The 23,915-nt window shown below is 66.0% G+C and carries 20 protein-coding genes; 9 read left to right on the top strand and 11 right to left on the bottom strand.

The window, feature by feature from the left end; all coding sequences use genetic code 11:
- Positions 1-70 precede the first annotated feature (70 nt).
- From GUI70_RS03845 to GUI70_RS03830, 4 genes are read left to right on the top strand one after another with little or no spacing between them, the layout of a single operon-like run.
- Positions 71-865 (top strand): LamB/YcsF family protein, encoded by a 795-nt coding sequence (locus tag GUI70_RS03845; protein WP_161880984.1) that lies wholly within the window; start codon positions 71-73, stop codon positions 863-865.
- Positions 866-2,431 carry a 5-oxoprolinase subunit PxpB gene (gene pxpB, locus GUI70_RS03840; protein WP_161880983.1) on the top strand — a complete coding sequence of 522 codons (1,566 nt, stop codon included), beginning with the start codon at positions 866-868 and terminating at the stop codon, positions 2,429-2,431.
- Positions 2,428-3,249 (top strand): SDR family NAD(P)-dependent oxidoreductase, encoded by an 822-nt coding sequence (locus GUI70_RS03835; RefSeq protein ID WP_161880982.1) that lies wholly within the window; start codon positions 2,428-2,430, stop codon positions 3,247-3,249. The genes pxpB and GUI70_RS03835 overlap by 4 nt, the downstream gene beginning before the upstream one ends.
- Positions 3,246-4,382 carry an NAD(P)/FAD-dependent oxidoreductase gene (locus GUI70_RS03830; protein WP_202630389.1) on the top strand — a complete coding sequence of 379 codons (1,137 nt, stop codon included), beginning with the start codon at positions 3,246-3,248 and terminating at the stop codon, positions 4,380-4,382. Before GUI70_RS03835 ends, GUI70_RS03830 begins: the two co-directional genes overlap by 4 nt.
- Before the next feature lie 6 nt (positions 4,383-4,388).
- On the opposite strand, the gene GUI70_RS24225 is transcribed toward GUI70_RS03830, so the two are convergent.
- Positions 4,389-4,793 (bottom strand): universal stress protein, encoded by a 405-nt coding sequence (locus GUI70_RS24225; RefSeq protein WP_237724681.1) that lies wholly within the window; start codon positions 4,791-4,793, stop codon positions 4,389-4,391.
- Positions 4,748-5,365 carry a histidine kinase gene (locus GUI70_RS24220; RefSeq protein WP_237724680.1) on the bottom strand — a complete coding sequence of 206 codons (618 nt, stop codon included), beginning with the start codon at positions 5,363-5,365 and terminating at the stop codon, positions 4,748-4,750. Before GUI70_RS24220 ends, GUI70_RS24225 begins: the two co-directional genes overlap by 46 nt.
- A gap of 74 nt (positions 5,366-5,439) precedes the next feature.
- Here GUI70_RS24220 and GUI70_RS03820 point away from each other — a divergent pair, with 74 nt between their 5' ends.
- Positions 5,440-5,931 (top strand): response regulator, encoded by a 492-nt coding sequence (locus tag GUI70_RS03820; protein ID WP_306468258.1) that lies wholly within the window; start codon positions 5,440-5,442, stop codon positions 5,929-5,931.
- Positions 5,888-6,103, top strand: coding sequence for a response regulator transcription factor (locus tag GUI70_RS25135; RefSeq protein ID WP_306468257.1), 216 nt, complete (start codon positions 5,888-5,890; stop codon positions 6,101-6,103). Before GUI70_RS03820 ends, GUI70_RS25135 begins: the two co-directional genes overlap by 44 nt.
- Positions 6,104-6,686: 583 nt before the next feature.
- On the opposite strand, the gene GUI70_RS03815 is transcribed toward GUI70_RS25135, so the two are convergent.
- On the bottom strand, positions 6,687-7,232 hold the full coding sequence (locus tag GUI70_RS03815; RefSeq protein ID WP_161880981.1) for a hypothetical protein: 546 nt from the start codon (positions 7,230-7,232) through the stop codon (positions 6,687-6,689).
- A gap of 49 nt (positions 7,233-7,281) precedes the next feature.
- Positions 7,282-10,437, bottom strand: a complete 3,156-nt coding sequence (locus GUI70_RS03810; RefSeq protein WP_161880980.1) for an alpha-mannosidase — start codon at positions 10,435-10,437, stop codon at positions 7,282-7,284.
- Positions 10,438-10,643: 206 nt separating this feature from the next.
- Between GUI70_RS03810 and GUI70_RS03805 the strand changes: the two genes are divergently transcribed.
- From GUI70_RS03805 to GUI70_RS03795, 3 genes are all read left to right on the top strand, one after another.
- Positions 10,644-11,561, top strand: coding sequence for an aldo/keto reductase (locus GUI70_RS03805; RefSeq protein WP_161880979.1), 918 nt, complete (start codon positions 10,644-10,646; stop codon positions 11,559-11,561).
- A 239-nt stretch (positions 11,562-11,800) separates the two neighbouring features.
- Entirely contained in the window at positions 11,801-13,315 is a 1,515-nt protein-coding gene (locus tag GUI70_RS03800) for a SulP family inorganic anion transporter (protein WP_161880978.1), read from the top strand.
- Positions 13,316-13,420: 105 nt separating this feature from the next.
- A complete protein-coding gene (locus GUI70_RS03795; protein WP_161880977.1) occupies positions 13,421-14,530 on the top strand; it encodes an oxidoreductase in 1,110 nt (369 codons plus the stop codon).
- Between the two features lie 62 nt (positions 14,531-14,592).
- Here GUI70_RS03795 and GUI70_RS03790 read toward each other — a convergent pair whose 3' ends face one another.
- The 7 genes from GUI70_RS03790 to GUI70_RS03760 form a co-directional block, all read right to left on the bottom strand.
- Complete coding sequence (locus GUI70_RS03790; protein WP_161880976.1) at positions 14,593-16,542, bottom strand: S9 family peptidase; 1,950 nt, start codon at positions 16,540-16,542, stop codon at positions 14,593-14,595.
- Positions 16,543-16,563: 21 nt separating this feature from the next.
- A complete protein-coding gene (locus GUI70_RS03785; RefSeq protein ID WP_237724679.1) occupies positions 16,564-17,640 on the bottom strand; it encodes a M42 family metallopeptidase in 1,077 nt (358 codons plus the stop codon).
- 154 nt (positions 17,641-17,794) lie between these two features.
- Positions 17,795-19,369 carry an ABC transporter substrate-binding protein gene (locus GUI70_RS03780; RefSeq protein WP_161880974.1) on the bottom strand — a complete coding sequence of 525 codons (1,575 nt, stop codon included), beginning with the start codon at positions 19,367-19,369 and terminating at the stop codon, positions 17,795-17,797.
- A 43-nt stretch (positions 19,370-19,412) separates the two neighbouring features.
- Complete coding sequence (locus GUI70_RS03775; RefSeq protein ID WP_161880973.1) at positions 19,413-20,990, bottom strand: ABC transporter substrate-binding protein; 1,578 nt, start codon at positions 20,988-20,990, stop codon at positions 19,413-19,415.
- A gap of 36 nt (positions 20,991-21,026) precedes the next feature.
- A complete protein-coding gene (locus GUI70_RS03770; protein ID WP_161880972.1) occupies positions 21,027-21,947 on the bottom strand; it encodes an ABC transporter permease in 921 nt (306 codons plus the stop codon).
- Complete coding sequence (locus GUI70_RS03765) at positions 21,948-22,856, bottom strand: ABC transporter permease (protein WP_237724678.1); 909 nt, start codon at positions 22,854-22,856, stop codon at positions 21,948-21,950. It lies immediately after the preceding gene.
- 55 nt (positions 22,857-22,911) lie between these two features.
- Positions 22,912-23,823, bottom strand: a complete 912-nt coding sequence (locus tag GUI70_RS03760; RefSeq protein ID WP_161880971.1) for a proline iminopeptidase-family hydrolase — start codon at positions 23,821-23,823, stop codon at positions 22,912-22,914.
- Between the last annotated feature and the right edge of the window lie 92 nt (positions 23,824-23,915).

The raw sequence follows: 23,915 nt of genomic DNA, 5'->3' as shown, positions 1-23,915 counted from the left end.
GCGCTTGGCTTACGCACGGCTTCATCTCCGAACGTTAGTTCCGGCTGCCGTTTTGGGCTAGCCTGAGCGCATGACGCGCAGCATAGACCTCAACGCCGACGCGGGCGAGTCTTACGGAGCCTGGATCATGGGCGACGACGCGGCCCTGTTTTCCCTGCTGAGCAGCGTGAACGTCGCCTGCGGCTTCCATGCGGGCGATCCCCTCACCATGCAGCGCACCCTCGTGCTGGCCGGGCAGCACCACCTGGGCATCGGGGCGCACCCCAGTTATCCCGATCTGCCGGGCTTCGGGCGGCGCATTCTGGAGGCCGCGCCGGATCAGGTCTACGCCGACACGCTCTATCAGATTTCAGCACTCGCGGGCATGGCGGGGGCTGCCGGGCTGGATTTGCAGCACGTCAAAGCGCACGGCGCACTCTCCACACGCGCCTGGACACACGCGCCGACCGCTCAGGCGATTGCCCAGGCCACCCGCGACTTCAACCCGGCGCTGCCACTGCTGGTGCTGCCCGCCACCGAGCTGGAGCACCAGGCCCGCGCGCTGGGGGTGCCGGTGGTGCTGGAGACCTTTCCCGAACGCGCTTACCTGAGTGATGGCCGCCTCGCACCGCGCTCGATGCCGGGTTCCAGCATTCACGACCCTGCCGAGGCCGCCCGCCGCGCCGTGATGATGGCGACGGAGGGGAGGATCGAGGCGATTGACGGGGGCTACTTTGCCTTTACTCAGAACAGTCCGTTCGAGGTCGACAGCCTGTGCATTCACGGCGACAACCCCAACGCCGTGCAGATCGCCCGCGCCGTGCGGGAAGCCCTGGCGGCAGCGGGCGTCGAGGTTCGTTCCTTCGTTCAGCCCCGGCTGAGCTGAATGCGGCGGCCCAGCACGCCCAGCGGCTTTTACATCCAGTTCTCCGAACAGCTCGACGTGAGCCAGAACGCCCGCCTGCACGCCGTTCACCGGGCGCTGCAAGCCGATCTGCTGCCGGGCGTCACCGATCTGAGTCCCAGTTACGTCAATCTGTTCGTGGAATACGACGCGGCACTCGTGGACGGCGCGGCGGTGCGGGCCTGGGCGGCGCGGCATCTGCGAACCACCGGCAGCGCTGACCCGGCGGGACGGACCATCGAGATTCCGGTGCGCTACGACGGCCCCGATCTCCCCGACGTGGCCGAGCGCACCGGCCTGAGTCAGGCCGAGGTTATTCGCCTACACTCGGCTCCCGATTACCACGTCTACGCGGTGGGCTTCACGCCGGGCTTTCCCTTTCTGGGCGAGGTACCGGAGGTGCTGCGGCTGCCGCGCCGCTCGACGCCGCGCGCGCAGGTGCCGTTCAATGCCGTCGCCATCGCCAACGCCCAGAGCTGCGTGTATCCGCTGCCCTCGCCGGGCGGCTGGAACCTGCTCGGCACGGCACTCGGCACGGTGTATGACCCCAACCGCGCCGCGCCGTTTCTGATCTCGCCGGGCGACAAGGTGCGTTTCGTACCGGGCGAAGGCGAGACGCCGCCGCTGCCCGCCGTGCGCGACCTCTGGCCCGAAGAACCCCGCTGGCCCGCCCTTAGGGTGGAGCGGCCCGGCCTGCTCGACCTGCTGATGGACGGTGGGCGCTCGGGGCAGGCGCAGGTGGGCCTGGCCCGCAGCGGCCCACTGGATGCCCGCTCAGCTCGCTTCGCCAACGGGCTGGTCGGCAACGCGCCGGACGCGCCGTTGCTGGAACTGACCCTCAAAGGCCCGGTGCTGAGCGCCCTGCGAGACGTGGTGGTGGGCGTGGCCGGGTTCGGCATGCGGCCGGTCGGATATCCGATGCAGCAGGGTTTCCGGCTGCGAGCGGGCGAAACACTGCGCTTCGAGTCCAGCCAGCAGGGTGCGCGGGCATATCTGGCGGTGGCGGGCGGCTTCGAAAGTCTGCCGTTTCTGGGCAGTTGCAGCACCGATCTGATTGGCCGCGTCGGACGACCCCTGGCGGCGGGCGACGTGCTGGGCGTGGCGGCGCAACAAAGTGCGCTCCCCGGTTTCGCCAACCTGCCGCTGGAGCTGCCCGCACAGGTGACTCTGCGGCTGCTGCCCGGCCCGCAAGCGACGCGCGAGGCCCTGGCCGCCCTGGGCAGCGCCCCCTACCGCGTGACCGGCTCGGACCGCATGGGCCTGCGCCTGGGCGGGCCAGAGGTGCCGGGCGGACAGATCATCAGCGAGGCCACCCCACCGGGTGCGGTGCAGGTCACGCCTGCCGGAGAGCCGATCATCCTGCTCGCGGACCGGGGACGCATCGGCGGCTACCACAAGCCGGCCGTCGTTCACCCGCATGACCTGCGGCTGGCAGCACAGTTGCGGCCCGGCCAGCTCGTCTCATTCAGGCCCGACCTCTCCGGCACGCCTCAGGACTGGGCTCGGCCCTGGTTTCTGCATGCCCATTTACAGGAGAATCCCTTATGACCCCACCCAACCAGCAGCGCTTCAACGGCAAGACAGTTCTCATCACCGGCGCAGGCGGCGGCATCGGGCGTGCGGTGGCCCTGCGCTTCGCTGCCGAGGGCGCGAAGGTGGCCGTCAACGACATCAAACCGGAGATGGTGCAGGCCGTCGTGGACGAGATCAAGGCGGCGGGCGGCACCGCGCTGGCCGTACCTGCCGACGTCTCGGACGCCGCACAGGTGGAGTCCATGTTCGCCGAAGTCGAAACTGAATTCGGTTACGTGGATGTGCTGTACAACAACGCGGGCCTGATCGACACCACCCGGCACTTTCTCGACGCCGATGAGGCCTGGTGGGACCGCATCCAGAAGGTCAATCTCAAAAGCGTGTTTCTCTGCTCACACCGGGCGGCGGGCATCATGGCGCGGCGGCGGCGCGGCGTCATCCTGACCACCTCCTCGGGCGGCGCGACCCGCGCCCACCGGGGCAACGTGGCCTACGACGCGACCAAGGGCGGTATCGAGGCCATGACCCGCTCGATGGCGCTCGACCTCGCACCCTACGGCGTGCGGGTGTGCGGGGTGGTGCCGGGCTTCATCAATACGTACGGCCTGACCGACGCCGAACTGCGCGAACGCGAAACAACCGTGCCGCTGGGCCGTTACGGCGTGGCCGAGGACATGACCGGGGCAGCGCTGTTTCTGGCCTCGGACGACGCCGCCTACATCACCGGGCAGTTCATCAGCGTGGACGGCGGCGTGCTGGTGCAGCAGCGCTCGGCCAACGTGGATACCTACCCGGTGTCGGGCTTTCCAGTGATCGAGGCCGATCTCGCGTGAGCGTCCAGACGTCTGCCGTCCAGAGTGCCGACATCATCGTCATCGGGGCCGGGATCATCGGCGCGGCGAGTGCCTGGCGGCTGGCCCAGCTTGGCCTGAACGTCATCGTGCTGGAACAACACCACCCGGCCAGCGGCTCGACGGGCCGGAGCGTGGCGGGGGTGCGGGCGCAGTTCAACAGCGCCACCAACATCCTGCTGTCGCGTGAGAGCATCGCCGAATACGCTGCCATGCCCGAATCGGGCTACCGTCCCGAGGGCTACCTGATGCTGATTCCCGAGGCAGGTTGGGCGGCACACCAGGAAGCCGTCGCCTTGCAGCAGGGCCTGGGCATTCCATCCGAGGCCCTCACGCCGCAGGAAGCCCAGCAATATGCCGACTTCGACACCGCTGGCCTGGGCGGGTGCAGCTTTTGTCCCACCGACGGCAAGGTGGACGCCCACAGCCTGAACCACGAATACGTGCGGCGGGCACGCGAGGCCGGAGCGCGGGTGCTGCTCGACACGCCGGTGACCGGCATCGAGCAAGCGCGCGGCCTCTGGCGGGTCACGGCGGCGACAGGCACCTTCGAGGCCCCGCAACTGCTCAACGCCGCCGGGGCATGGTCGGGCGACATCGGACGGCTGGCCGGGCTGGACATCCCGGTGCAGCCTGCCCGCCGAATGGTCTTTTCGACGGGGCCGATCAATCTGCCCAGACCGGTGCCGATGACCTTCGACCTCACCAGCGGCGTGTATATGCGCTCGGAGGGCGAACGGCTGATCTTCGGGCGGGCCGACCCCTCGGACACCGGCTGGCGGGAGGGCCTGAACTGGGACTGGCTGGACCCCACCCTGATGCTGGCGCTGGAGAGATGGCCCTGGCTGGAGGCCGCGACGCTCGACCGCAAGGCGAGCTGGTGGGGCTACTACGAACTCACCCCCGACCAGTTTCCGGTGGTGGGATGGATGCCGAGCGCGCCAGGCTGGCTCAACGCCTGCGGTTTTTCTGGCCACGGCGTGATGCAGGCCGCCGCCATTGGCCGGGTCATGGCCCAGATGGCGGCGGGCGAGGAACCGTTTATCGATGTCTCGCCGCTGGGGATCGAACGCTTCGACACACCGGCGTTACGGAAGCTGGATTTGCAGGTCTGATCCAGCTCAGTCGCGGCTGATCACGTACACGTTGCGGGTTTCGCGCATCAGGTGGCCAATGATGTCCCCGCGCAGCAGTTGCCAGCGCGAGCGGCTCGATTCGCCCACCACCATCTGGGTGATGTGGTGCTCGCGGGCAAAGCGGGCCAACACCTGCGCCACACCGCCGGGTTCTTCGAGCACCGTGAAGGTGCCGCCCATCACCTGCGTGAGCGTGCGCGCGCGGTCCATGAAGCGCGACTGCTCGCTGCTCAGGCGCTCGGGGCACACCGTGACCACGTAGAGTTCGGCCTTGAGGCGCTCGGCCGGCCGCCCGGCCCGCCGGATCAGCCGCGCGGCACGCTCCTCCGGGGCGCAGGCCACCATCACCCGCTCGTGAACGCCCGGCAGGCCGCCCGGTTCCACTTCCACCGCGTCGGCAATCTGCCGCAGCGCCAGCTCACGCAGGGCCCCAGGTTGGCGCTCGAAAAGAAACGGCTGATGGTCTGATCGACCTTGTCGGGGGCATAGACCTTGCCCGCCCACAGCCGCGCCTGCAAGTCGTCGGGCGTCACGTCGATCAGGACGAGTTCGTCGGCCTCTTCCAGCACGTGGTCGGGCAGCCGCTCGCGCACCCGCACCCCGGTGAGGCGCGCCACCGTGTCGTGCAGGCTCTCCAGATGCTGCACATTCAGCGTGCTGATCACGTCGATGCCCGCTGCCAGCAGCACCTCGGCGTCCTGCCAGCGTTTCTCGCGCGCCTCACCGGGGGCGTTGGTGTGCGCCAGCCCGTCGACCATCACCAGTTGCGGGCGGCGCACCAGCAGGCCGTCCACGTCCAGCTCGCCCAGCAGCGCGCCGCCACGCACCACCTCGCGGCAGGCAAACAGCGGCAACCCCTCGGCGGCCTGAATGGTTCCGGCCCGGCCATGCGTTTCCAATAGACCGATCAGGGCAGCAGCGGCCTGAACCTGTATCTGACCTGCCAGATCGTCGAGGCCCACGGCGGCAGCGTGCGCTACAGCCGCACCCAGAACGCCCGCACGGTCTTTACCCTGCGGCTATCAGTGGTGCCCGCGTGAAGGAACCGAGCACCATTCGGGTGCTGCTGGTCGAGGACCACGCCTTTACCCGTGACGGCCTGCGGGTCGCCATCAACTTCGAGCCGGAACTGCGGGTCGTTGGCGAGGCCAGAAGTGGCGAGGAAGCGCTGGAGGTGCTGGCGGCACGCGGCGCAAACGCCGGAATGGGGGGCGAAGTGCCGGACGTGGTGGTGCTCGACATCGGCTTGCCGGGCATCGACGGCATCGAGACGGCGGCGCGCATCAAGCGGCTGTACCCGGCGCTGCGGGTGGTCATGCTGACGGCCCACAATCTCAGGGGCGAGGTACTGGCGGCCATGGGCAGCGCAGCCGACACCTACTGCCTCAAGAGCGCCGAGCCAGAACTGCTGCCGCTGGCGATCTGGGCGGCGGCCTCGGGCAGCGCCTACCTTGATCCGCAGATCGCCCACCACATTCTCGGCAGTGTGCGCGCCCACGCCGAGCGCCTCGCCGCTCACCGAGCGTGAGACCGAGGTGCTGCGCTGCATCGCTGACGGCCAGAGCAACAAGGAGATCGCCGCGCAGCTCGGCATCAGCGTCAGCACCGTCAAGTTCCACATTCGGGACATCCTGCACAAGGTCAGCGCCACCGACCGCACCCAGGCGGCAGTCAAGGCGCTGCGCCAGGGGCTGTTCTAGTGTCACGCGGGTCTGGGTGGAGAGCGGCAGTGGGCGCGGGCCGCGGTGTCGGGCCACAACCCGAAACCCACCTTGCCGAAGGCCATCACTGCCTGGACGAGCAGTCCACGGTGCACGGCGGGGAGGAGGAGCTCCAGCCGTGCCGGTCATTCTGCGCCGGACGTGGTGGCTGCATCCAGTGGCCTTCCGGCCAGGTCGGCTGGCCACCTGACCGAGTGCGCTTGCCGCTGACCCGGCGCATCATCGGCGGTATACTCCTCGATCCCCGAAGCACTCGGCCCACTTCCCTTCGGAGCACTCGTCGTGGAAACCTACCCGCTGACTCGCGCGGGGTGAGCTACCCGGAGCTGATGCTGGAGGCACTCCTCACACTGTGCGTCACGCTGGCCGTCGTTTTTGGGAAGTGATACGAATCCGGATTAAATCGTTTCCAAAGAACCATTCAGTCTGACCAATGGAAGAAGGAGGAGAACGGGTTCCGGACGCGGAGTAGGGGAATCGGTTCTTTTCCAAGTTCCATACGCAACAAATGGAATCTATGTGAGTCGGACTTCAGCTTAACGGCGAACGCCCTGACTTTGCTCTACTTCAGGCTCTGCATGGCCGCGCCGAGGCGGGCAGCGTACGGTCCGTAGAGCGCCTTCGTCACATTGGCTGTCACCAGCAGCGTCTTGTCGCCTTGACGGGTGACCCGCAGATCGTTGTAGATCGGGGTGTCGAGGCCGTTGACCCAGAATTGCAGCACGATCCACTCGCGCCCGGCGACAGTTTCCACGTCGTGCTTGACCCAGCGAAAGCCCGGCACGTTTTTCAGCGGGCCTTCCAGCGCGGTACGGGTCGGGTTCAGGTCGCCGTCGGGCAGCCGGACATCTCTCATGGCAAAGGCGATATTCACTTCCCAGTGCGGGCCGGGCGTGGAGTAGACCTGGGTTGGCGGCGTGGTGGTGCGGGCATACTTACTGGCGACGACATCCGGCGGCATAGCGATAAAGCCAACGGGTAGATCGATGCTCAGATCGGTACCGGGCACCCTGACCCGCTCAGCGGCGGCCAGCGGCAGCAAGCCCAGTGCCGCGAGGGTCAATGCGCCGAGCGAGCGACGGGCCGGGGCCAGAAGAAAGCGGTTCATGCCCAGAGGCTAGAGCCTGCGTCCAGGCCGCACAAGCCTCCGCACCCGCTCAAAGCTGTTCGAGCAGCGTGACGACCTGGTAAGCCGTGACCGGTTGGGGGCGCTCGCCGCCGGGCAGCGGTTCTTCGAGCAGATTGACGGCGCGCCAGTCGCGCACGCCCAGTTCATCTTCAAGGTCGAGCGCCGCGCTCTGCCCGTGCGCCTCGTAGACACGCAGCAGCAGAGCATCGCTGTCCTCGGCCAGCTTGAGGGCGCTCAGGCGCAGGCCCGGAGGCAACCCGAGCAGCCGCACCGAGACAGCCGTCCCCACCTGCACCCTCTCCCCTGCTGCGCCCTCGCTGCGGCAGGCCAGCAGCGGCGCGTTGAGGTCGTGGGCTTCCCGGACGGTGCCATTTCGCCAGTCGCCGGCGTGCGGGTAGAGGGCGTAGCTGAAGCGGTGCTGGCCCTCGTCGGCGGTGGGGTCGGGGAACACCGGAGCGCGCAGCAGGCTCAGGCCAAGCAGATTGCCCTTGCACGAATAGCCGTACTTGCTGTCGGTGAGCAGGCCCAGCCCCGCCGCGCCGTCACTGAGATCAGCCCAGCGGTGGCCCGGCACCTCGAACTGCGCCGCGTCCCAGCTCGTGTTCGTGTGGGTGGTGCGGGTCACGCTGCCGAAGGCAGTCTCGAAAGTGGCGTGGGCGCTGCGGACCGCCACCGGGGACAGTGTCCGCAGCAGGGTGTGTCGGCCCTGCCAATCGACCTCGGTGTGAATGTCGAGCCGGGCGCTGCCGGCTGAGAGTTCGTAGATCTGGGTGATGCTGCTCTGGCCGTGCCTGCGCCGCACCCGGATGCGCTGGCTGAGCGTGCCGGGCAGCCGTTCGGGGCGGGCCTCGGCCAGCAGTTCCTGGCCCTCCTGAGCGTAGGCGGCGTCGAGTTCCCAGGCGTCCCACTCACGGGCCAGATCGACGTAGGCCCACAGCTGGTTGCCGCGCCCCGAGAGCAGTTCCCGGCCCGACCCCTTGTGAATCAGCGAGGCGACGGTTCCGTCCTCGCCGATCACGGCCCGCAGCTGAGTGTTTTCGAGTGTCAGGTCGTCGGCAAACGGCGGGCTGGACGGTTGGGGGTCGTCCGTGTTTCCCACGTCCACCCGCAGGTAGCCCAGGCCCGGCACCGTCACGTTGCCGTGCAGGGTCAGCACTCCGTCCAGCTGTTCGCCCTGCACGGGCTGGCCCGCTACCGTGTACGAGGCTGCCAGACCAGATTCGGCGCTGAGCACCGCCCGCAGGCGCCGGTCATCGGACGACAGGTTCCAGACGACCATCTGGCCGGGGCCGCCCACCACGTCACTGAGCACCTGGAGTGCCTGCCCGCGCCACTGCCGCGCGTCCTCCAGCGCCGCGCCGAGTTCCTGGTGGGCCACGTCGTACACGGCCCTGACACCCGATCCCGGAAGAATGTCGTGAAACTGGTTTCTGAGCAAAATTTCCCACAGCGCTCCGAGTGCCGTGCGCGGGTAACTTTGCCCGGCGAGGCGCTGGGCCAGGGCGCAGGCACTTTCGGCCTCGGTCAGGGTATGTTCCAGGCGGCGGTTGAGGGCTTTGACGCGGGCCTGGGCGGTGTAGGTGCCCCGGTGCAGTTCCAAGTACTGCTCGCCCCACCAGATGGGCAGTGCGCCCCATTCAATATCGCCGTAGAAGTCGGCCACCCGCCGCATCCGCAGCCGGGGCAAACCGGGGAACGCCTGAAGACGGGCGTAGCGCTCCAGCATCTCGGCGGTGGGGCCGCCGCCGCCGTCGCCGTAGCCGAAACTCAGCAGGCTCTCGGTGTGGGTGCGCTTGCCCCGGAAGTTCTGCCAGGTCTGCAAGGTGTCGGTGGGCGCGATATCGCCGTTGTAGCCCATCGCCGGGTCGGGGTTGAAGAAGCTGTGGGCGACGACCCGGCTGCCGTCCAGTCCCTCCCACTGGTAGAGATCGTGGGGAAAGGTGTTGGTCTCGTTCCAGGTGAGTTTGGTCGTGAAGAAGTAAGGCATCTGCGCCAGGTTCAGCAGTTGCGGCAGGTTGGCGGCGTACCCGAAGGTGTCGGGCAGCCAGCAGACGCGGGCCGTCTGGCCGAACTTCTCCCGGAAGTAGCGCTGGCCGTAGAGCAGTTGCCGCGCCCACGACTCGCCCGAGATCAGGTTGCCGTCGGGTTCGACCCACATGCCGCCGACCACGTCCCAGCGGCCCTCAGCGACCCGCTGGCGGATGCGATCGAACAGCTCGGGGGCGTCCTCCTCCATGAAGCGGTAGAGCTGAGCGCTGGACTGGTTGAAGGTGAAGTCGGGGTACTGCTCCATCAGGCTGAGCACTGAGGAGAAAGTGCGAACAGCCTTGCGGCGGGTTTCCGAGAGCGGCCACAGCCAGGCCAGGTCGATGTGGGCGTGGCCAGTGAGGCTCAGCGCGCCGAGAGGTGGGAAGCGCTCCAGCAGCCCTGCAAGACGCTGCTGCCAGAAAGCCCTGGCCTGCCGCAGCGCCGGGCGCAGCTCGTCGGGGAACGCCGGAAGGTCCTCTCTGGCAAAGTCCCACTCGTCCCAGATCGACGCGATCTCGGCAGCCTGGTCGGGCTGCTGCACCGCACGGGCCAGGTAAGCGGCGCTGCCCCCGCGCTCGATCGGCACTTGCCGGAACACTTCGTCCAGCGCGCCCACAAGCTGATCGGCCAGATCGGGCTGCCCCCGCGCCAGCAGTTGCCGGGCCGCGCCCAGCGCCGCCGCGAGGTCGCCGTGCAGGGTACGGACCTCCTCGTCCGGCTGCACCAGACAGGCCACCTTCAGCACTGGGCGGTAGGCCGGGCGGCCAAACAGGTCCTTGGGACTGGCCTGAATCTCGACGTCGAGCACCCCGCCGATGGCAGCTTCCGCGCCCAGGCGGTACTCGTGGTGGTAGGGGTTGAGGCCGCCGATTTGCGCCCCGTTCACGCTCAGCAGACCCTCGCCGCCCACGTCGAAGCGCAGCGCCAGCGGCCCCGACCATGCCGCAGGAACTTCCGCCCGGAAGCGCAGCGTCACTGGAAAGTCGCGGCTGGGCCAGGCGTCGCCCACCAGGATGGGCTGGGCCTGCCCAGCGCCACGCGCGAAAAATTCGCCGGAGGTGAGCGTCTGCCGCCGGGCGTCGCGCCAGGCCCCCAGTTCGTTGAGGCGTTTGGCGAGTCGGGCGAGCGTCTGGGCGGTCGTGAGGGCGTGGGTCACTGGGAGAACCTCCGGGAAAGCGTCGGGGCCGGGCAGGACAGGAAACGCCTGATTTTGCCACGCCCGGCACGACCTCCTCTGCGCCCGCGCGTTCACCGCTTCTTGGCCTTCGTGCACGGCTACCGCGATCTGCCCTACCCTGACAACGAAAACGTTTTTCATGGGCCTGACTTTGCGCGGCCCACCTTCAAGGAGGCAACACCATCATGCGAACCATCAAACTTGGAACCAGTGACCTCGACGTGCCAGTGGTGGCTGTCGGCTGCATGCGCATCGACAGCATCGAGCGGGCCGAAGCCGAGCGCTTCGTGCAGACCTCACTCGATGTGGGTGCAAATTTCTTCGACCACGCCGATGTCTACGGCGGCGGCCAGTGCGAGACTATTTTTGCCGACGTGGTGGGCATGAACAGCTCGCTGCGCGAGAAGATGATCTTGCAGTCCAAGTGCGGCATCCGCCCCGGCACCTTCGACTTTTCCAAAGAGCACATCCTGGCCTCGGTGGACGGCAGCCTCAAGCGCCTCAAGACCGATTACCTCGACGTGCTGCTACTGCACCGCCCCGACGCGCTGGTCGAGCCGGAGGAAGTCGCCGCCGCCTTCGATCAGCTCGAAAAAGAGGGCAAGGTGCGGCACTTCGGCGTCTCGAACCAGCACCCGCGCCAGATCGATCTGCTCAAGAAGTATGTCCAGCAGCCGCTGGTCGCCAACCAGCTCCAGCTCAGCATCACCAACGCCAGCATGATCACCTGGGGCTGGAACGTGAACATGGAAAACGCCGAGGCCATCGACCGCGACGGCGGCATCCTGGATTACTGCCGCCTGCACGACATCACCATTCAGCCCTGGTCGCCGTTTCAGTTCGGTTTCTTCGAGGGTGTTTTTCTGGACAACCCCAAGTTCCCGGAACTCAACAAGAAAATCGACGAGGTGGCGGGTAAGTACGCGGTCAGTAACACGACCATCGCCCTGGCCTGGCTGCTGCGTCACCCGGCGAAGATGCAGCCCGTCACTGGCACCATGAATTCGCAGCGCCTCACCGACTGCGTGAAGGCCAGCGAGGTCGACCTGACCCGCGAGGAGTGGTACGGGATCGCTACCGCAGCGGGGTACGTGCTGCCCTGAGCGCGGTGCAGTCGCGCCCAGGTGGGTAGGCCAATGGGCGGAAAGAAAGAGCCGACTTGCCATGCGCCGGCCCGGTCTGTCAGACTGCACGGGCCGCAGGTGCGGCGTCTGCCGGTATTCAGGTCCCCAACCTGCCCGCGAGTGACGCCCCTGACGATAACCGACTGCTGACCGCCCGCCACGTTTCGGCGACGGCTTTTTCTCTGGCCGGTTGTCACGGCACCCCGCGAGGTGCATCCATGACTGCAAGACCCGACTCCGCCGCTCCGCCCCGCTTCGACTTCCAGCAGTACCGCCGCGAATGGTTCATGAATCCTCGCCGGGACGTGCTGGCGGGCATCGTGGTGGCGCTGGCCCTGATTCCCGAGGCCATCGCCTTCTCGATTATCGCGGGCGTCGATCCCAAGGTGGGGTTGTACGCCTCGTTCATCATCGCGATGGTCATCGCCTTCATCGGCGGGCGGCCCGCCATGATCAGTGCGGCGACCGGGGCGATGGCCCTGCTGATGACTGGGCTGGTACGCGACCACGGGTTACCGTACCTGTTTGCCACCACCATCCTGACCGGCGGTCTGCAAGTGCTGTTCGGCTGGGCCAGGCTCGCGCGGTATCTCAAGTTCGTGCCGCGCAGTGTCATGGTGGGGTTTGTCAACGCGCTGGCGATCCTGATTTTCTCGGCGCAGTTGCCGCAGTTCGTGGGTGCGGGCTGGCAGATGTACGCGATGGTGGCCGCCGGACTCGCCATCATCTTCCTGCTGCCGCGCGTCTTCAGGGCCGTCCCCAGCGCCCTCGTCGCCATCGTGGTGCTGACCCTGATCTCGGTCTACACCCACGCCGACGTGCGGACGGTGGGTGACATCGGCACCCTGCCCAGCGCCCTGCCGCCATTCTCACTGCCGCAGGTGCCGCTGACGCTCCACACTCTGGGGATCATCTTTCCGGTGGCGCTGACGCTCTCGCTGGTGGGCCTGCTCGAAAGCCTGCTGACTGCCCAGCTCGTCGACGAGCGCACCGAAACGACCAGCAACAAGAACGTGGAGGCGCGCGGGCAGGGCGTCGCCAACATTATCACCGGCTTTTTCGGCGGGATGGCAGGCTGCGCCATGATCGGCCAGAGCATGATCAACGTGGGCAACGGCGGGCGCGGGCGGCTCTCGACCTTCGTGGCCGGGGCGTTTTTGCTGCTGCTGATCCTGGTGCTCCAGCCGCTGCTCGTTCAGATTCCGATGGCCGCGCTGGTCGCCGTGATGATCGTGGTCAGCGTGGGCACCTTCGACTGGCAGAGCCTCAGAACCCTGACGGTGTTTCCGAAAGGCGAGACCATCGTGATGCTCACCACCGTGGCCGTCACAGTGCTGACCCGCGACCTGGCGCTGGGCGTGCTGGTCGGCGTCATTCTCAGCGCTTTGTTCTTTGCCCGCAAGATCTCGCAGCTCTCCAGCGTCACGGTAACCGACTCGGCAGACGGCAGCCGAACCTACACCGTGCGCGGTCAGCTCTTTTTTGTCAGCACCCACGACTTCGTGCATCAGTTCGACTTCACGCATTCGGCCCGCCGCGTCGTCATCGACCTGACCGATGCCCATTTCTGGGACGGCTCGGCGGTGGGCGCGCTCGACAAGGTGATGCTCAAGTACCGGTGGCTGGACCGCGAAGTGGTGCTGGTAGGCTTGAACGAAGCCTCGGCCACGCTGATCGAGCGACTGGCCGTTTACGACAAACCCGGCGCACTGGGACGCGAACCGGAGCACTGATCCCCCATCCGGTTTGTGACCTCACCTGCCACCGTTCAGCTCAGCGTCTGGTCCCCGGCGAAGCATTCAGCCCCCTGCCTGTCCCCCACCACGAGGAGAACACCCATGCCCTTCCCCACCTGGAACTCACTCACCACCGCCCAGAAAGCCGCCATCGTCGCCGCAGGAACTGTCCAGGCGGGACTGTTCGCCGCTGCCTGGACGGACCTGAGCGGGCGCCCGGAAGCCCGACTCCACGGCCGCAAGGTCGTCTGGCGGGCCGCGCTGTTTGTCAACTTCGTCGGCCCGCTGGCCTATTTTGCTGCGGGCCGTCAGAAGAGTGACTGGAGCGAGGCCGACATTCCCGACCAGTCCGGCAGGATTGCCATTGTCACCGGGGCCAACAGCGGCCTGGGTTACGAGACCGCGCGGGCACTGGCCCAGCGCGGCGCAACCGTCATCATGGCCTGCCGAAGCGCCCAGAAGGCCAACCGGGCCGCCGAGGCCATCCGGGCACTTCAGCCTGCCGGAAGTGTCACCGTCATGGAACTTGATCTGGGCGACCTGAATTCGGTGCGCTCGTTTGCAGACCAGTTCAAGACCAAGTACCAGCGCCTTGATCTGCTAATCAACAACGCCGGCATCATGGTGCCGCCGCAGGGCCAGACTGAGCAGGGTTTCGAAGTGCAGTTCGGCGTCAACCATCTGGCGCACTTCGCGCTGACAGCACAGCTCATGCCCCTGCTCAACGCGACGCCCGGCGCACGCGTCGTCAGCGTCAGCAGCACCGCGCACCGCTTCGGGCACCTCGATTTCGCTGATCTCAACTGGCGTCACCGGACCTACAACGCCTGGCAGGCGTACGGGCAGAGCAAACTCGCCAATCTGCTGTTCATCTACGAATTGCAGCGCAAATTGGCGGCGGCGAACGAGTCAACGCTGGCGGTGGCAGCCCATCCAGGCTACGCGGCAACGGGCCTGCAAGGTGAGGGCGGGGGCATGCAACTCGCCAACCGCCTGTTCGCCCAGACCCAGGCGATGGGGGCGCTGCCGACCCTGTATGCGGCCACCGCGCCGCAGGTTCGGGGTGGGCAGTACTTCGGTCCTTCCGGACTGGCCGAACTGGGCGGCGCGCCGGAGCAGGTCGAGTCGAATGCCCGTTCACACAACGAGAGCGATGCCCAGCGGCTGTGGCAGGTTTCCGAAGAATTGAGCGGCGTTCAGTTTGACCTCTGAGGGCACGGCGCTGTACCCGAGGCTGCTCGGCACTTCTGTTCTCTGCTGCCTCTCCGCTCGTGTCAGCCGGGCAGATTCATGATTTCCAGACCGGGCGTGATGTCCGCTGGCGTGAACCCGAACACCTGACCGTAAAACTCCAGTTCGCCTTCCAGCGCCCGCTTGACGTTCTCGGCCCGGCGAAACCCGTGCCCCTCGCCAGCGAATTCCACCAGCGCCGTGATCAGGCCGCGTGAGCGCACCGCCTCGAACATCTTGCGCGCCTGATCTGGCAGTACCACTTTATCGTCGAGGCCCTGGAAAAACACCACCGGGCGTTTGAGCCGCTCGGTAAAGTGAATCGGCGAGCGCGCCTGATAGCAGGCCTTCTCCTGGGGATAGGGGCCGATCATGCTGTCCATGTAGCGGCTCTCGAACTTGTGGGTGTCCTGCGCCAGCGCCTCGGCGTCACTCACGCCGTAATGGCTGGCCCCGGCGGCGAAGACCTCTGAGAACGTCAGCGCGCAGAGGGTGGTGTAGCCGCCTGCGCTGCCTCCGGTGATGGCCAGGCGCTGCGGGTCGGCGTCGCCGCGCCCGGCCACGAAACGTGCCGCGTTCACGCAGTCCTGCACGTCCACCACGCCCCACTCGCCATTCAGCCGCTGACGGTACTCGCGCCCGAACCCGGTGGACCCGCCGTAATTTACGTCCAGCACCCCAATGCCCCGGCTGGTCCAGAACTGCACCGAGGGATCGAGCACCGCTTCGGTGGCCCCGGTCGGCCCACCGTGACTCATCACCAGCAGTGGTGGTTGCTCGCCCTGTGGCCCGCGCACGCCAGCGTTGCGGGGCGGATAGAAAAAGGCGTGGGCCGTTTTGCCGCCCTCGGTGGGAAACGCGATGGCCTCCGGCACGCTCACCTCGTCAGGCGGCAGGGGAAAAGTCGAGGATTCTCGTAAAATCTCGCTGTCGCCGTCAGCGCTCAACCGGACGATGCACGGCGCACGGTCGGGCGCTCCCGCTTTGAGCACCACCTGCTGCCCCTGAACCCGCAGATCGGAAGCAGCCGTAAAGGGCGTGTCGAGCGCCGTGAGCTGCCAGCCGGACCCACCGCGATCCAGGCTCGCCAGCTGGGTCCGGCCACCCTGGTGATAGGCGCAGATGAGTTGCTCATCGGCCAGAAAGACGTAGGTCGAGGAACCGAACTGCCACTGCGGGCCGCTGAATTCTGCGTCCAGTGGGTACAGGGCTTCCGGTTCAGGATTCAGGCGGTAGAGGTTCCACCAGCCGCTGCGGTCCGAGACGAAATGCAGCACACCGCCGGGCGACCAGCGCGGCTCCTGGGCCGACTCGCCCGGCCCGCCCGCGACCTGACGCACGTCGAGCAGCGACCCGTCTGCCGCGACCTGCCCCAGCATCAAGCGTGTTTCGTCCCAGGGCATGTTCGGATGGTTCCACTCGACCCAGGCCAGCTGGGAGCCGTCGGGACTCAGGCGCGGCACGGCGTAGAAGTCCGCCCCGCTTGCCAGGACCACGCCGCCCTCGGCATTGGGACCACCGAGAGCCAGCGCCACCAGTTCGTTACGGGCTTCCTGCTGCGCTTCCCGGTGGTCCTCACGCACCGCGACGAGGCAGCCCCGTGCCGGATCGAGTTCGAGATCGGCATAACGCACTTGAAGCTCCGGGGTGATCGGCTCCGGTGCCTGGGCAGATTCCTGCCTGTACAGGCGGTCGTCGGCGAAGTGGCTGAAATAAACTGTGCCGCCCTGCACGGCGTGGCAGCGCCCACCGTACTCGTGAACCCGGCTGCGGACATTGAATGGCGGCGGCGTCACGTCGCTGACTGCTCCGTCCGGCGTGAGACGCACCAGCAGGCTGCGTCCGCCTTCATGGGCACGGCTCTCTATCCAGTACACGTCCGGCCCGTCCACCGTGACGCCGCCCAGCCCCACACTGCCAGCCGTGATGACGTCGGCGGTGATGGCCGAAGGCCATGCGCCGTAAGGCAAGACAGCCCGGTGATCTTCATTCATGTCAGCCTCCAGAGAGCCACTTTACGCTTCGTCATTCAGCGCCACGAAGCGCAGGTCCAGGTCGGGGAGATCGTGCAGAAAGCCTTCCAGCAGACTCACGGCTCCTTCCAGGTCACGGCTGTCCAGCACCTCGACGGGGCTGTGTGTGTAGCGGTTGGTCACCGACACGGCCCCGGTCGCCACACCTTGCCCGAGGTACTGCAAGGCCCCGGCGTCGGTGCCGATGCCCTTGAGCACTTCGCGCTGCACTGGCAGATTCTGCTTGTGGGCCGCAGCAAGCAGGCCCCGGCGGATGGCCGGATGCGCCTGGGTCGAGAAATCCATGACCTTGACGGTAGGGCCAGCGCCCAGCCGCAGATGCGAATCGCCGAATTCCGGCGTATCGTCGGCGGCGGTCATGTCGAGGGCCAGCGCCACGTCGCCCTGAAGGTGACGGGCCAGCGCTTCCACACCGCGCAGACCGACTTCTTCCTGCACCGAGAAGACAACCACCAAAGTGACCGGGGGCGGCGTTTCGTGAAAGCGTTCGAGCAGGGTCAGCAGCACCGCGCACCCGGCCCGGTCATCGAGGGCGTGCGCCGTGTAGCGGCCCGTACCGCGCCCCAGTTCGCTCAGGCTGCCGACGAAGCCCACCGGATCGCCAACGGCCACGCCCATGTCCAGCACCTCCTGCTGGCTGCGCGCGCCGATGTCCACGTAGAGGCTGGCGTAGGGCACGACGCTGGAGCGGTCCCCGTCGGCCAGCAGGTGAGCGCTTTTGCAGCCGATTACCCCCAGCAGCCGCTCACCGCTCTCGGTGCGAATCCAGACGCGCTGCGCCAGAAGAATGCGGTCATCGAAGCCGCCGACCTTCTCCAGCCGCAGGAATCCGTCGGCCCCGATTTTGTAGACCCGGAAACCCACCTCGTCCATATGCGCCGAGATGATGCAGCGCCGGGCCTTGTCGCCCTCGGCGCGGCGCACGGCGATCACGTTCCCGAAGGCGTCCACATCGAGGCTGTCGGCGTAGGGGCGGGCCGCCTTGACCACCCGTTGCACGACATCTTCCTCAGACCCGCTGGGGCCGGTGGCCTCGACCAAGGCGCGGAGGTGGTTCATCACCGAAGTGAGAGCAGGGTTGGGTGTGGAATCAGTCATCGATCTTATCCTCGTGTGGCGAAGTTGAGAGGTCATGGTGCGGCCATAGAGCAGCGCTCAGCAATCACCGACCGACCCAGCTTCCACTGAGCAGATCGGCGCTTCATGCTGCGATTTACTTCAGGTTCCAGTCCTGATAGACAAAGCCCCACACCGGGTGGTGGCTGAAATTCTGAATCTTGGGGTTGACGAAGTCGTAGACGACCGGGTAGTACAGCGGCACCCACGGGTAATCCGCCAGAATCATCTTTTGGGCCTTCTGGTAAAGCGTCACGCTGGCCCCCAGGTTGACGCCCTGGGCCTGGTCGAGCAGCGTGTCCACGGCCTTGTTCTTGTACCCCGAGAGGTTCCAGCTGCCCGGCGCGTACTGGCTGGACTTGAACAAAATCGGCAGGAAATCCGAGGCGTCCGGATACGCCTGAAACCAGCCGGAGAGTCCGATGGCCGTCGTGCCGGGGGTGGTCATGGTGTTGATCCACTCGGCCTGCGGCAGCGACTTGATGGTGGCCTTGATGCCGATCACGGCAAGTTGCTGCTGCACCGCCTGGGCGATCTTGGTAAACGCCTCGTCGGTGAGGGTCAGCAGGGTGGTGCTCACGCCGTTCTTGAAGCCCGCCTGGGCCATCAACGCCTTGGCCTTGGCTGGGTCGTAGCTCACGTCCTTGACGGTCGGGTCGTTGCCCGCCAGACCCAGCGGAATCACCTGATTGGCGACCTTGCCGCGCCCGTTGACGAGTTGCAGGATGCGCTTCTTGTCGATGGCGTGGCTGACCGCCTCGCGCACCAGCTTGTTATCGAAGGGAGCCTTCTGGGTGTTCATGTAGAGGTAATCCACGCCGATCTGCCCCGCGCTATGGACGTAGCTCTTGTACTGGGGACTCTGCACGATCGAGGCGAACTGCGCGGTCGGCACCCCATTGCCGAGCACGTCCACGCCGCTGCGCTGGGCACGCAGCAGGGCCACCTGATCGTTGAGGCTCAGCAGAATATGCACCTCGTCAAGCTTGGCGGCATTGGCCTTGTCGAAGTAGGTGGGGTTTCTGGCCAGCACCATTTCCTGTCCCGGCACCCACGACTTGAGCACGAACGGGCCGTTGGCGACGACATGGTGCGAGTAGTCGCTGCCCCACTTCTCGGCGGCCTTGCGGTCCACTGCCGAGCCGAACGGCGTCGCCAGGTAGTTCAGGAAGGTCCGGTCAGCCTTGATCAGCTGAAAACTGATGGTGTACGGATCGGGCGTCTTGATGCCGCTGACGTCTTTGGCCTTGCCGTCCACGAAGTCGGCAGCCCCCACCAGATTGCCGAACCAGCCTGCCTTGCCGCTCTGAGGCGACTTGCTCTTGGGATCCAGAATCCGCTCGATGGCGTATTTGAAGGCGGCGGCGTCGGTCGGTTCGCCGTCCTGAAACACAATGCCTTTCTTGAGGTGAAAGGTGTAGGTCTTGCCGTCCTTGCTGACCTGACCCAAATCGGTGGCGGCCCAGGGCACCAGCGTCGTGCCGTCGCGGTAGGTCAGCAGCGTGACGAATAGGGCGTGCTCCACCGGCCAGTTCTGAACGTCGTCGCCGATGGCCGGGTCGAGGGTGTGCATGTCCGACGAGTAGGCGACCGTGACGTTCTTGGCGGCGAGGGCAGGGCTGGCGGCGAGGGCAAGGGTCAGCGAAAAAGCACCCAGCAACATACGTTTCATGAAAACTCCTAGAACGAGACAGGCGGAGGGCTGGAGGAACGGCTTATTTGACTTTCCAATCCTGATACACGTAGTTCCAGACCGGATGCAGGTCGGTATTGGTCAGACGCGGGTTGATGAAGTTGTACTGAACGGTGTTGTAGAGCGGCACCCAGGGGATATCGGCCAGGATCTGCTTCTGGGCTTTCTGGTAACCGGGCAGCGCCTGTTTGAGCGGCTGGCCGCGCAGTGCCTGAAGTTGCTGATCGACCGCCGGGTTCTTGTAAGCCGAGAGGTTGAAGCCGCCGGGCTGGATGTAGGCCGCCTCGAACAGCACGTCGAGGAAATCCGAGGGATCGGGGTAGTCCTGAAACCAGGCCGAGATGCCGATGCTGGTCGCGCCCGGCGTGGTGATGGTGTTAATGTACTCGGCCCCCGGCAGCGCCTTGATGTCGACCTTCATCCCGATGGCCGCGAGCTGCTGCTGCACCGCCTGGGCCAGCTTGGGACCCGGCTCGTCGGCGGTGGTGATCAGCGTCAACGTCTGGGAAGCGACGTAACCGGCCTGTTTGAGGAGCGCCGTGGCTTTGGCGACGTCCTGGGTGCCGACCGGAATGGAGGCGTCGTAGCCGGGCATCCCGGGCGGCAGAATCTGCCCGGTGGTCTTGCCGCGTCCGTTGACGAGCTGCACCATGCGGGCCTTGTCGATGGCGAGGCTGACCGCCTGGCGCACCAGTTTGTTGTTGAAGGGAGCCTTCTGGGTGTTCATGAACACGTACTCGGTGCCGACCTGCACCAGGCTCTTGACGTAAGACTTGTACTGCGGGTTGGAGGTGACGGCGGCAAACTGCGCCGAGGGAATGCCGTTCCCGAGCACGTCCACCTGACCGCGCTGGGCACGCAGCAGGGCCACCTGTTCGCTGAGGCCCAGCGAGAACTCGATGCGGTCGATCTGAGCGGCGTTCGCCTTGTCGAAATAAGTGGGATTCTTGACCAGCACCACTTTCTGTCCGGGCACCCACGAGTCGAGCAGAAACGGACCGTTGGCAACCACATGGTGTGAGAAATCGCTGCCCCACTTTTCCACGGCCTTGCGAGGTACCGCCGAGGCGAACGGAGTGGCCAACACGTTGAGGAAGGTGCGGTCGGGCTTGATCAGCTGAAACTGGATGGTGGAGGGGTCAATCACCTTGATGCCGCTAACGTTCTTGGCCTTGCCGCTCACGAAGTCGGCGGCCCCCACCAGATTGCCGAACCAACCGCCGGTTCCGCCTTGCGGCGACTTGGTCTTGGGGTCGAGTACCCGCTCGAAGGCGTACTTGAAAGCAGCGGCGTCGGTCGGCTCGCCGTCCTGAAACGCAATGCCCTTCCTGAGATGGAAGGTGTAGGTCTTGTTGTCCTTGCTGATCTGGCCCAGATCGGTGGCGGCCCAGGGCCTCAGGTTGGTGCCCTTGTCGTAGGTCAGCAGCGTGACGAACAGGGCGTGCTCCACCGGCCAGTTCTGAACGTCGTAGCCGATGGCTGGGTCGAGACTCTGGAAATCCGACGGGTAACTCACCGTAACGGTGCTGGCCGCCAGCGCGGAACCCAACGATAGAGAAAGGCTCAGGCCGAGGGCAGACAGAACAGCGGTCTTAATCATGGAAACTCCTTTCGAGTGGGGAAGGCTGAGCGGCCGTTAGACCGTGATGCGCGGGTCGACCCAGCTGTACACCACGTCCACGAGGATGTTCGCCACAACGATGCACAGCGCGGAAAACAACACCGTGCCCATGATCATCGGCAGATCGATGTTCTGCACCGCCTGCCACGCCAGCGTGCCGATGCCGGGCCAGCCAAAAACCTGCTCGATAATCAGCGCGCCGCCGAGCAGCACCCCGAGGTCGAGCGCCGTCATGGTGATCAACGGGCGCAGGGCGTTCTTGAAGGCGTGCTTGAGCATCACCCGGCCCGGCGAGACGCCCTTGGCGCGGGCAGTGCGGATGTAATCCTCACCCATCACTTCGAGCAAGCTGGCCCGGCCCATCCGGGCGTAGTACCCGGCCCCCGAGAGCCCCAGCGTCAGGGCCGGGAGCAGCAGACTGATCGGCCCGGCTTCCGCCCCGCCGAGCGGCAAGATCGGATACTTGAAGCCGAACACGTAGAGAAGGATGATGCCCAGCCAGAACGACGGCACTGCCAGGGTCAGCAGCACGAAGGTGCTCGCCAGCCCGTCCACGGCCCGCAGTTTGGTGCCCGCCGCCAAGAGACCCACCGATGCGCCGATCAACACCTCGAAGGCCAGCCCGCCCAGCGCCAAAGCCAGGGTGTAGGGAAAGCGCTGCAAGATAGTGGGCAGCACCTGCTGCTCAGTCTTGTACGAGCGGCCCAGATCGCCCTGAGCCGCGTGGCCGAGGAAGCGCCCGTACTGCACGTAGAACGGCTGATCGAGGCCGAGCTGGTGCGAGATGCTGCGGACCGTCTCTGCGGTGGCGTTGGGGCCAGCGATCATCCGGGCCGGGTTGGCCGGAACCTTGTAGCCGATGAAAAAGGTCAGCAGCGAGGCGAACAGCAGCACCACCACGCTCCAGGCCACACGGCGCATCAGAAACGTCAGCATTCAGATCGCCTTCTTTCCGCTCTTAACATCGAGCGCGTCTCGCAGGCCGTCACCGAGCAAATTGAAACTCAGCACCGAGAGGCCCAGGAAGATGCCGGGGAAAATGACCAGCCAGGGACTGACCGTCAGGTACTGCGAACCGTCCGCGATCATGTTGCCCCAGTCGGGCGTTGGCGGCTGCACCCCGATGCCGACGTACGAGAGGGCCGCGACGAACAGCACGGTGGTCGAGAAATTCAGGGTGCTGTAGACCAGCACCTGACCGAGAATCTGCGGCAGGGCATGCCGGAAAATAATGCGGGCGTCGCTGGCTCCCAGAGCACGGGCCGCCTCGACGTACTCACGCCGCCGCACCGAGAGCAGCTCGGCCCGAATCACCCGCGCCAGATAAAACCACCCCACCCCGCCGATCACCGCGATGATCACGCCGATGCCGGGACGCAGCACGGCGGCCAGAAACGCGGCCAGGAGCAACACTGGGAAGCTGATCAGCACGTCGGTGAGCCGCATGATCAGGGTGTCGGCCAGCCCACCGAAGTACCCGGCCAGCGTGCCGAGGACCAGCGCAATAGAAGTGGCGATCAGATTGGAGAGCACCGCGATCAGCAGCGAGGTGCGGGTGCCGAAGATCAGGCGGCTGTAGAGGTCGCGGCCCAGCGCGTCGGTGCCGAACCAGAACATGTGGGTCGGCGGCAGCGGTGCGCCGAGTTCCGAGAGGCCATTCGGGTACTGCACCGCCGGATCATGGGGGGCCAGCCAGGGTGCGAAGACACAAATGACAATCAGCAGGGCAGTGATCAGCAGTCCCACCACTGCGCCCGGCTGCCGGCGGAAGCGCCCCCAGGCGGCCGACGATGCGTTGCGGGGCTTGAGTTGTGACCTGGACAGGCTTGGAGCGTCAGCGTTCACGGTGGACCTCACTCAACCTCAAAGCAGCAAGGAGGGCGGCATTCAGCCCGGACATTCACTCGGACAAGGGCGCAAACTGCCCGGACTCAACGTCGCCAAGGAAGGTCTTGAGCGCCGTGAAATAGGTGTCCTGATCGTCCCACATGCTCAGGTGACTGCCGTTCTCGCAGATCGACACCCGGCTGTTTGGCATCCGGCGGCCCATTTCTTCGATGTCGGCGGGGCGCATGGTGTCGTGGCGGCCCACCGACAGCAGCGTCGGTACGTGGATGCCTTGCAGATCGTCCCAGCGGTTCCAGTCCTTGAAGTTGCCGGTCACGACAAATTCGTTTGGCCCCTGCATGGTGTTGTAGACCGGCTCGGCCAGGTGGCCGAACATCCGCTGCACCGGCTCGGGCCACGGCACCACCCTGCAGATATGCTGCTCGTAGAGCCGCGTCAGGAGAATCTGGTATCCCGGGTCTCCGAGTGTGCCTGCCGCCTCGTGACGCTTCATGGTCGCCACTTCTTCAGGGGCCATCCGCCCGCGCAGCTCGTTGATGTACTCGGTGTACGAGGCGATGCTGGCCGTCATGTTGCTGACGATCAGGCCGCGCAGGTGCTGCGGGTACTTGAGGGCGTACTCAATGGCCAGCATGCCGCCCCAGGAATTGCCGAATAGGTAAAACGACTCCAGACCGAGCACCGAGCGCACCTGCTCGACTTCTTCCCGGAAGCGCTCCACCGTCCACAAACTGGGATCGTCGGGCTGATCCGAATAAAACGAGCCGAGCTGATCGTAATAGTAGAAGGTGTACTCGTGCGGCGAGAGAAACGCCTCGAAACTCTCGAAATATTCGTGGGTGCAGCCGGGGCCGCCGTGCAGCAGCAGCAGCGTGATCGGGCCGTGGCCGACCCGCCGGGTATACACCTGATACTGGCCGTCAACGGTAATGTGCCGAACTTCATCTGTGGTGGATGCGGTCATAGGCAGCTCCTGGCACCCGTAAAGGGCGGCACGGCAGATATTCTCCCGAGTAGAGGAGAATTCACCGGACTCGATTGGAGAGTAACTCAAAT

Source organism: Deinococcus alpinitundrae (assembly GCF_009982895.1).
Lineage (GTDB): Bacteria > Deinococcota > Deinococci > Deinococcales > Deinococcaceae > Deinococcus > Deinococcus alpinitundrae.
The sequence above is the reverse complement of the archived record's forward strand: the minus strand, read 5'-3'. Positions and strand labels throughout refer to the sequence as shown.

Coding starts and splice junctions, on each gene's coding strand:
- GUI70_RS03845 (WP_161880984.1), top strand. CDS start 71: ATGACGCGCAGCATAGACCTCAACGCCGACGCGGGCGAGTCTTACGGA.
- pxpB (WP_161880983.1), top strand. CDS start 866: ATGCGGCGGCCCAGCACGCCCAGCGGCTTTTACATCCAGTTCTCCGAA.
- GUI70_RS03835 (WP_161880982.1), top strand. CDS start 2,428: ATGACCCCACCCAACCAGCAGCGCTTCAACGGCAAGACAGTTCTCATC.
- GUI70_RS03815 (WP_161880981.1), bottom strand. CDS start 7,232: ATGAACCGCTTTCTTCTGGCCCCGGCCCGTCGCTCGCTCGGCGCATTG.
- GUI70_RS03805 (WP_161880979.1), top strand. CDS start 10,644: ATGCGAACCATCAAACTTGGAACCAGTGACCTCGACGTGCCAGTGGTG.
- GUI70_RS03800 (WP_161880978.1), top strand. CDS start 11,801: ATGACTGCAAGACCCGACTCCGCCGCTCCGCCCCGCTTCGACTTCCAG.
- GUI70_RS03795 (WP_161880977.1), top strand. CDS start 13,421: ATGCCCTTCCCCACCTGGAACTCACTCACCACCGCCCAGAAAGCCGCC.
- GUI70_RS03790 (WP_161880976.1), bottom strand. CDS start 16,542: ATGAATGAAGATCACCGGGCTGTCTTGCCTTACGGCGCATGGCCTTCG.
- GUI70_RS03785 (WP_237724679.1), bottom strand. CDS start 17,640: ATGAACCACCTCCGCGCCTTGGTCGAGGCCACCGGCCCCAGCGGGTCT.
- GUI70_RS03780 (WP_161880974.1), bottom strand. CDS start 19,369: ATGAAACGTATGTTGCTGGGTGCTTTTTCGCTGACCCTTGCCCTCGCC.
- GUI70_RS03775 (WP_161880973.1), bottom strand. CDS start 20,990: ATGATTAAGACCGCTGTTCTGTCTGCCCTCGGCCTGAGCCTTTCTCTA.
- GUI70_RS03770 (WP_161880972.1), bottom strand. CDS start 21,947: ATGCTGACGTTTCTGATGCGCCGTGTGGCCTGGAGCGTGGTGGTGCTG.
- GUI70_RS03760 (WP_161880971.1), bottom strand. CDS start 23,823: ATGACCGCATCCACCACAGATGAAGTTCGGCACATTACCGTTGACGGC.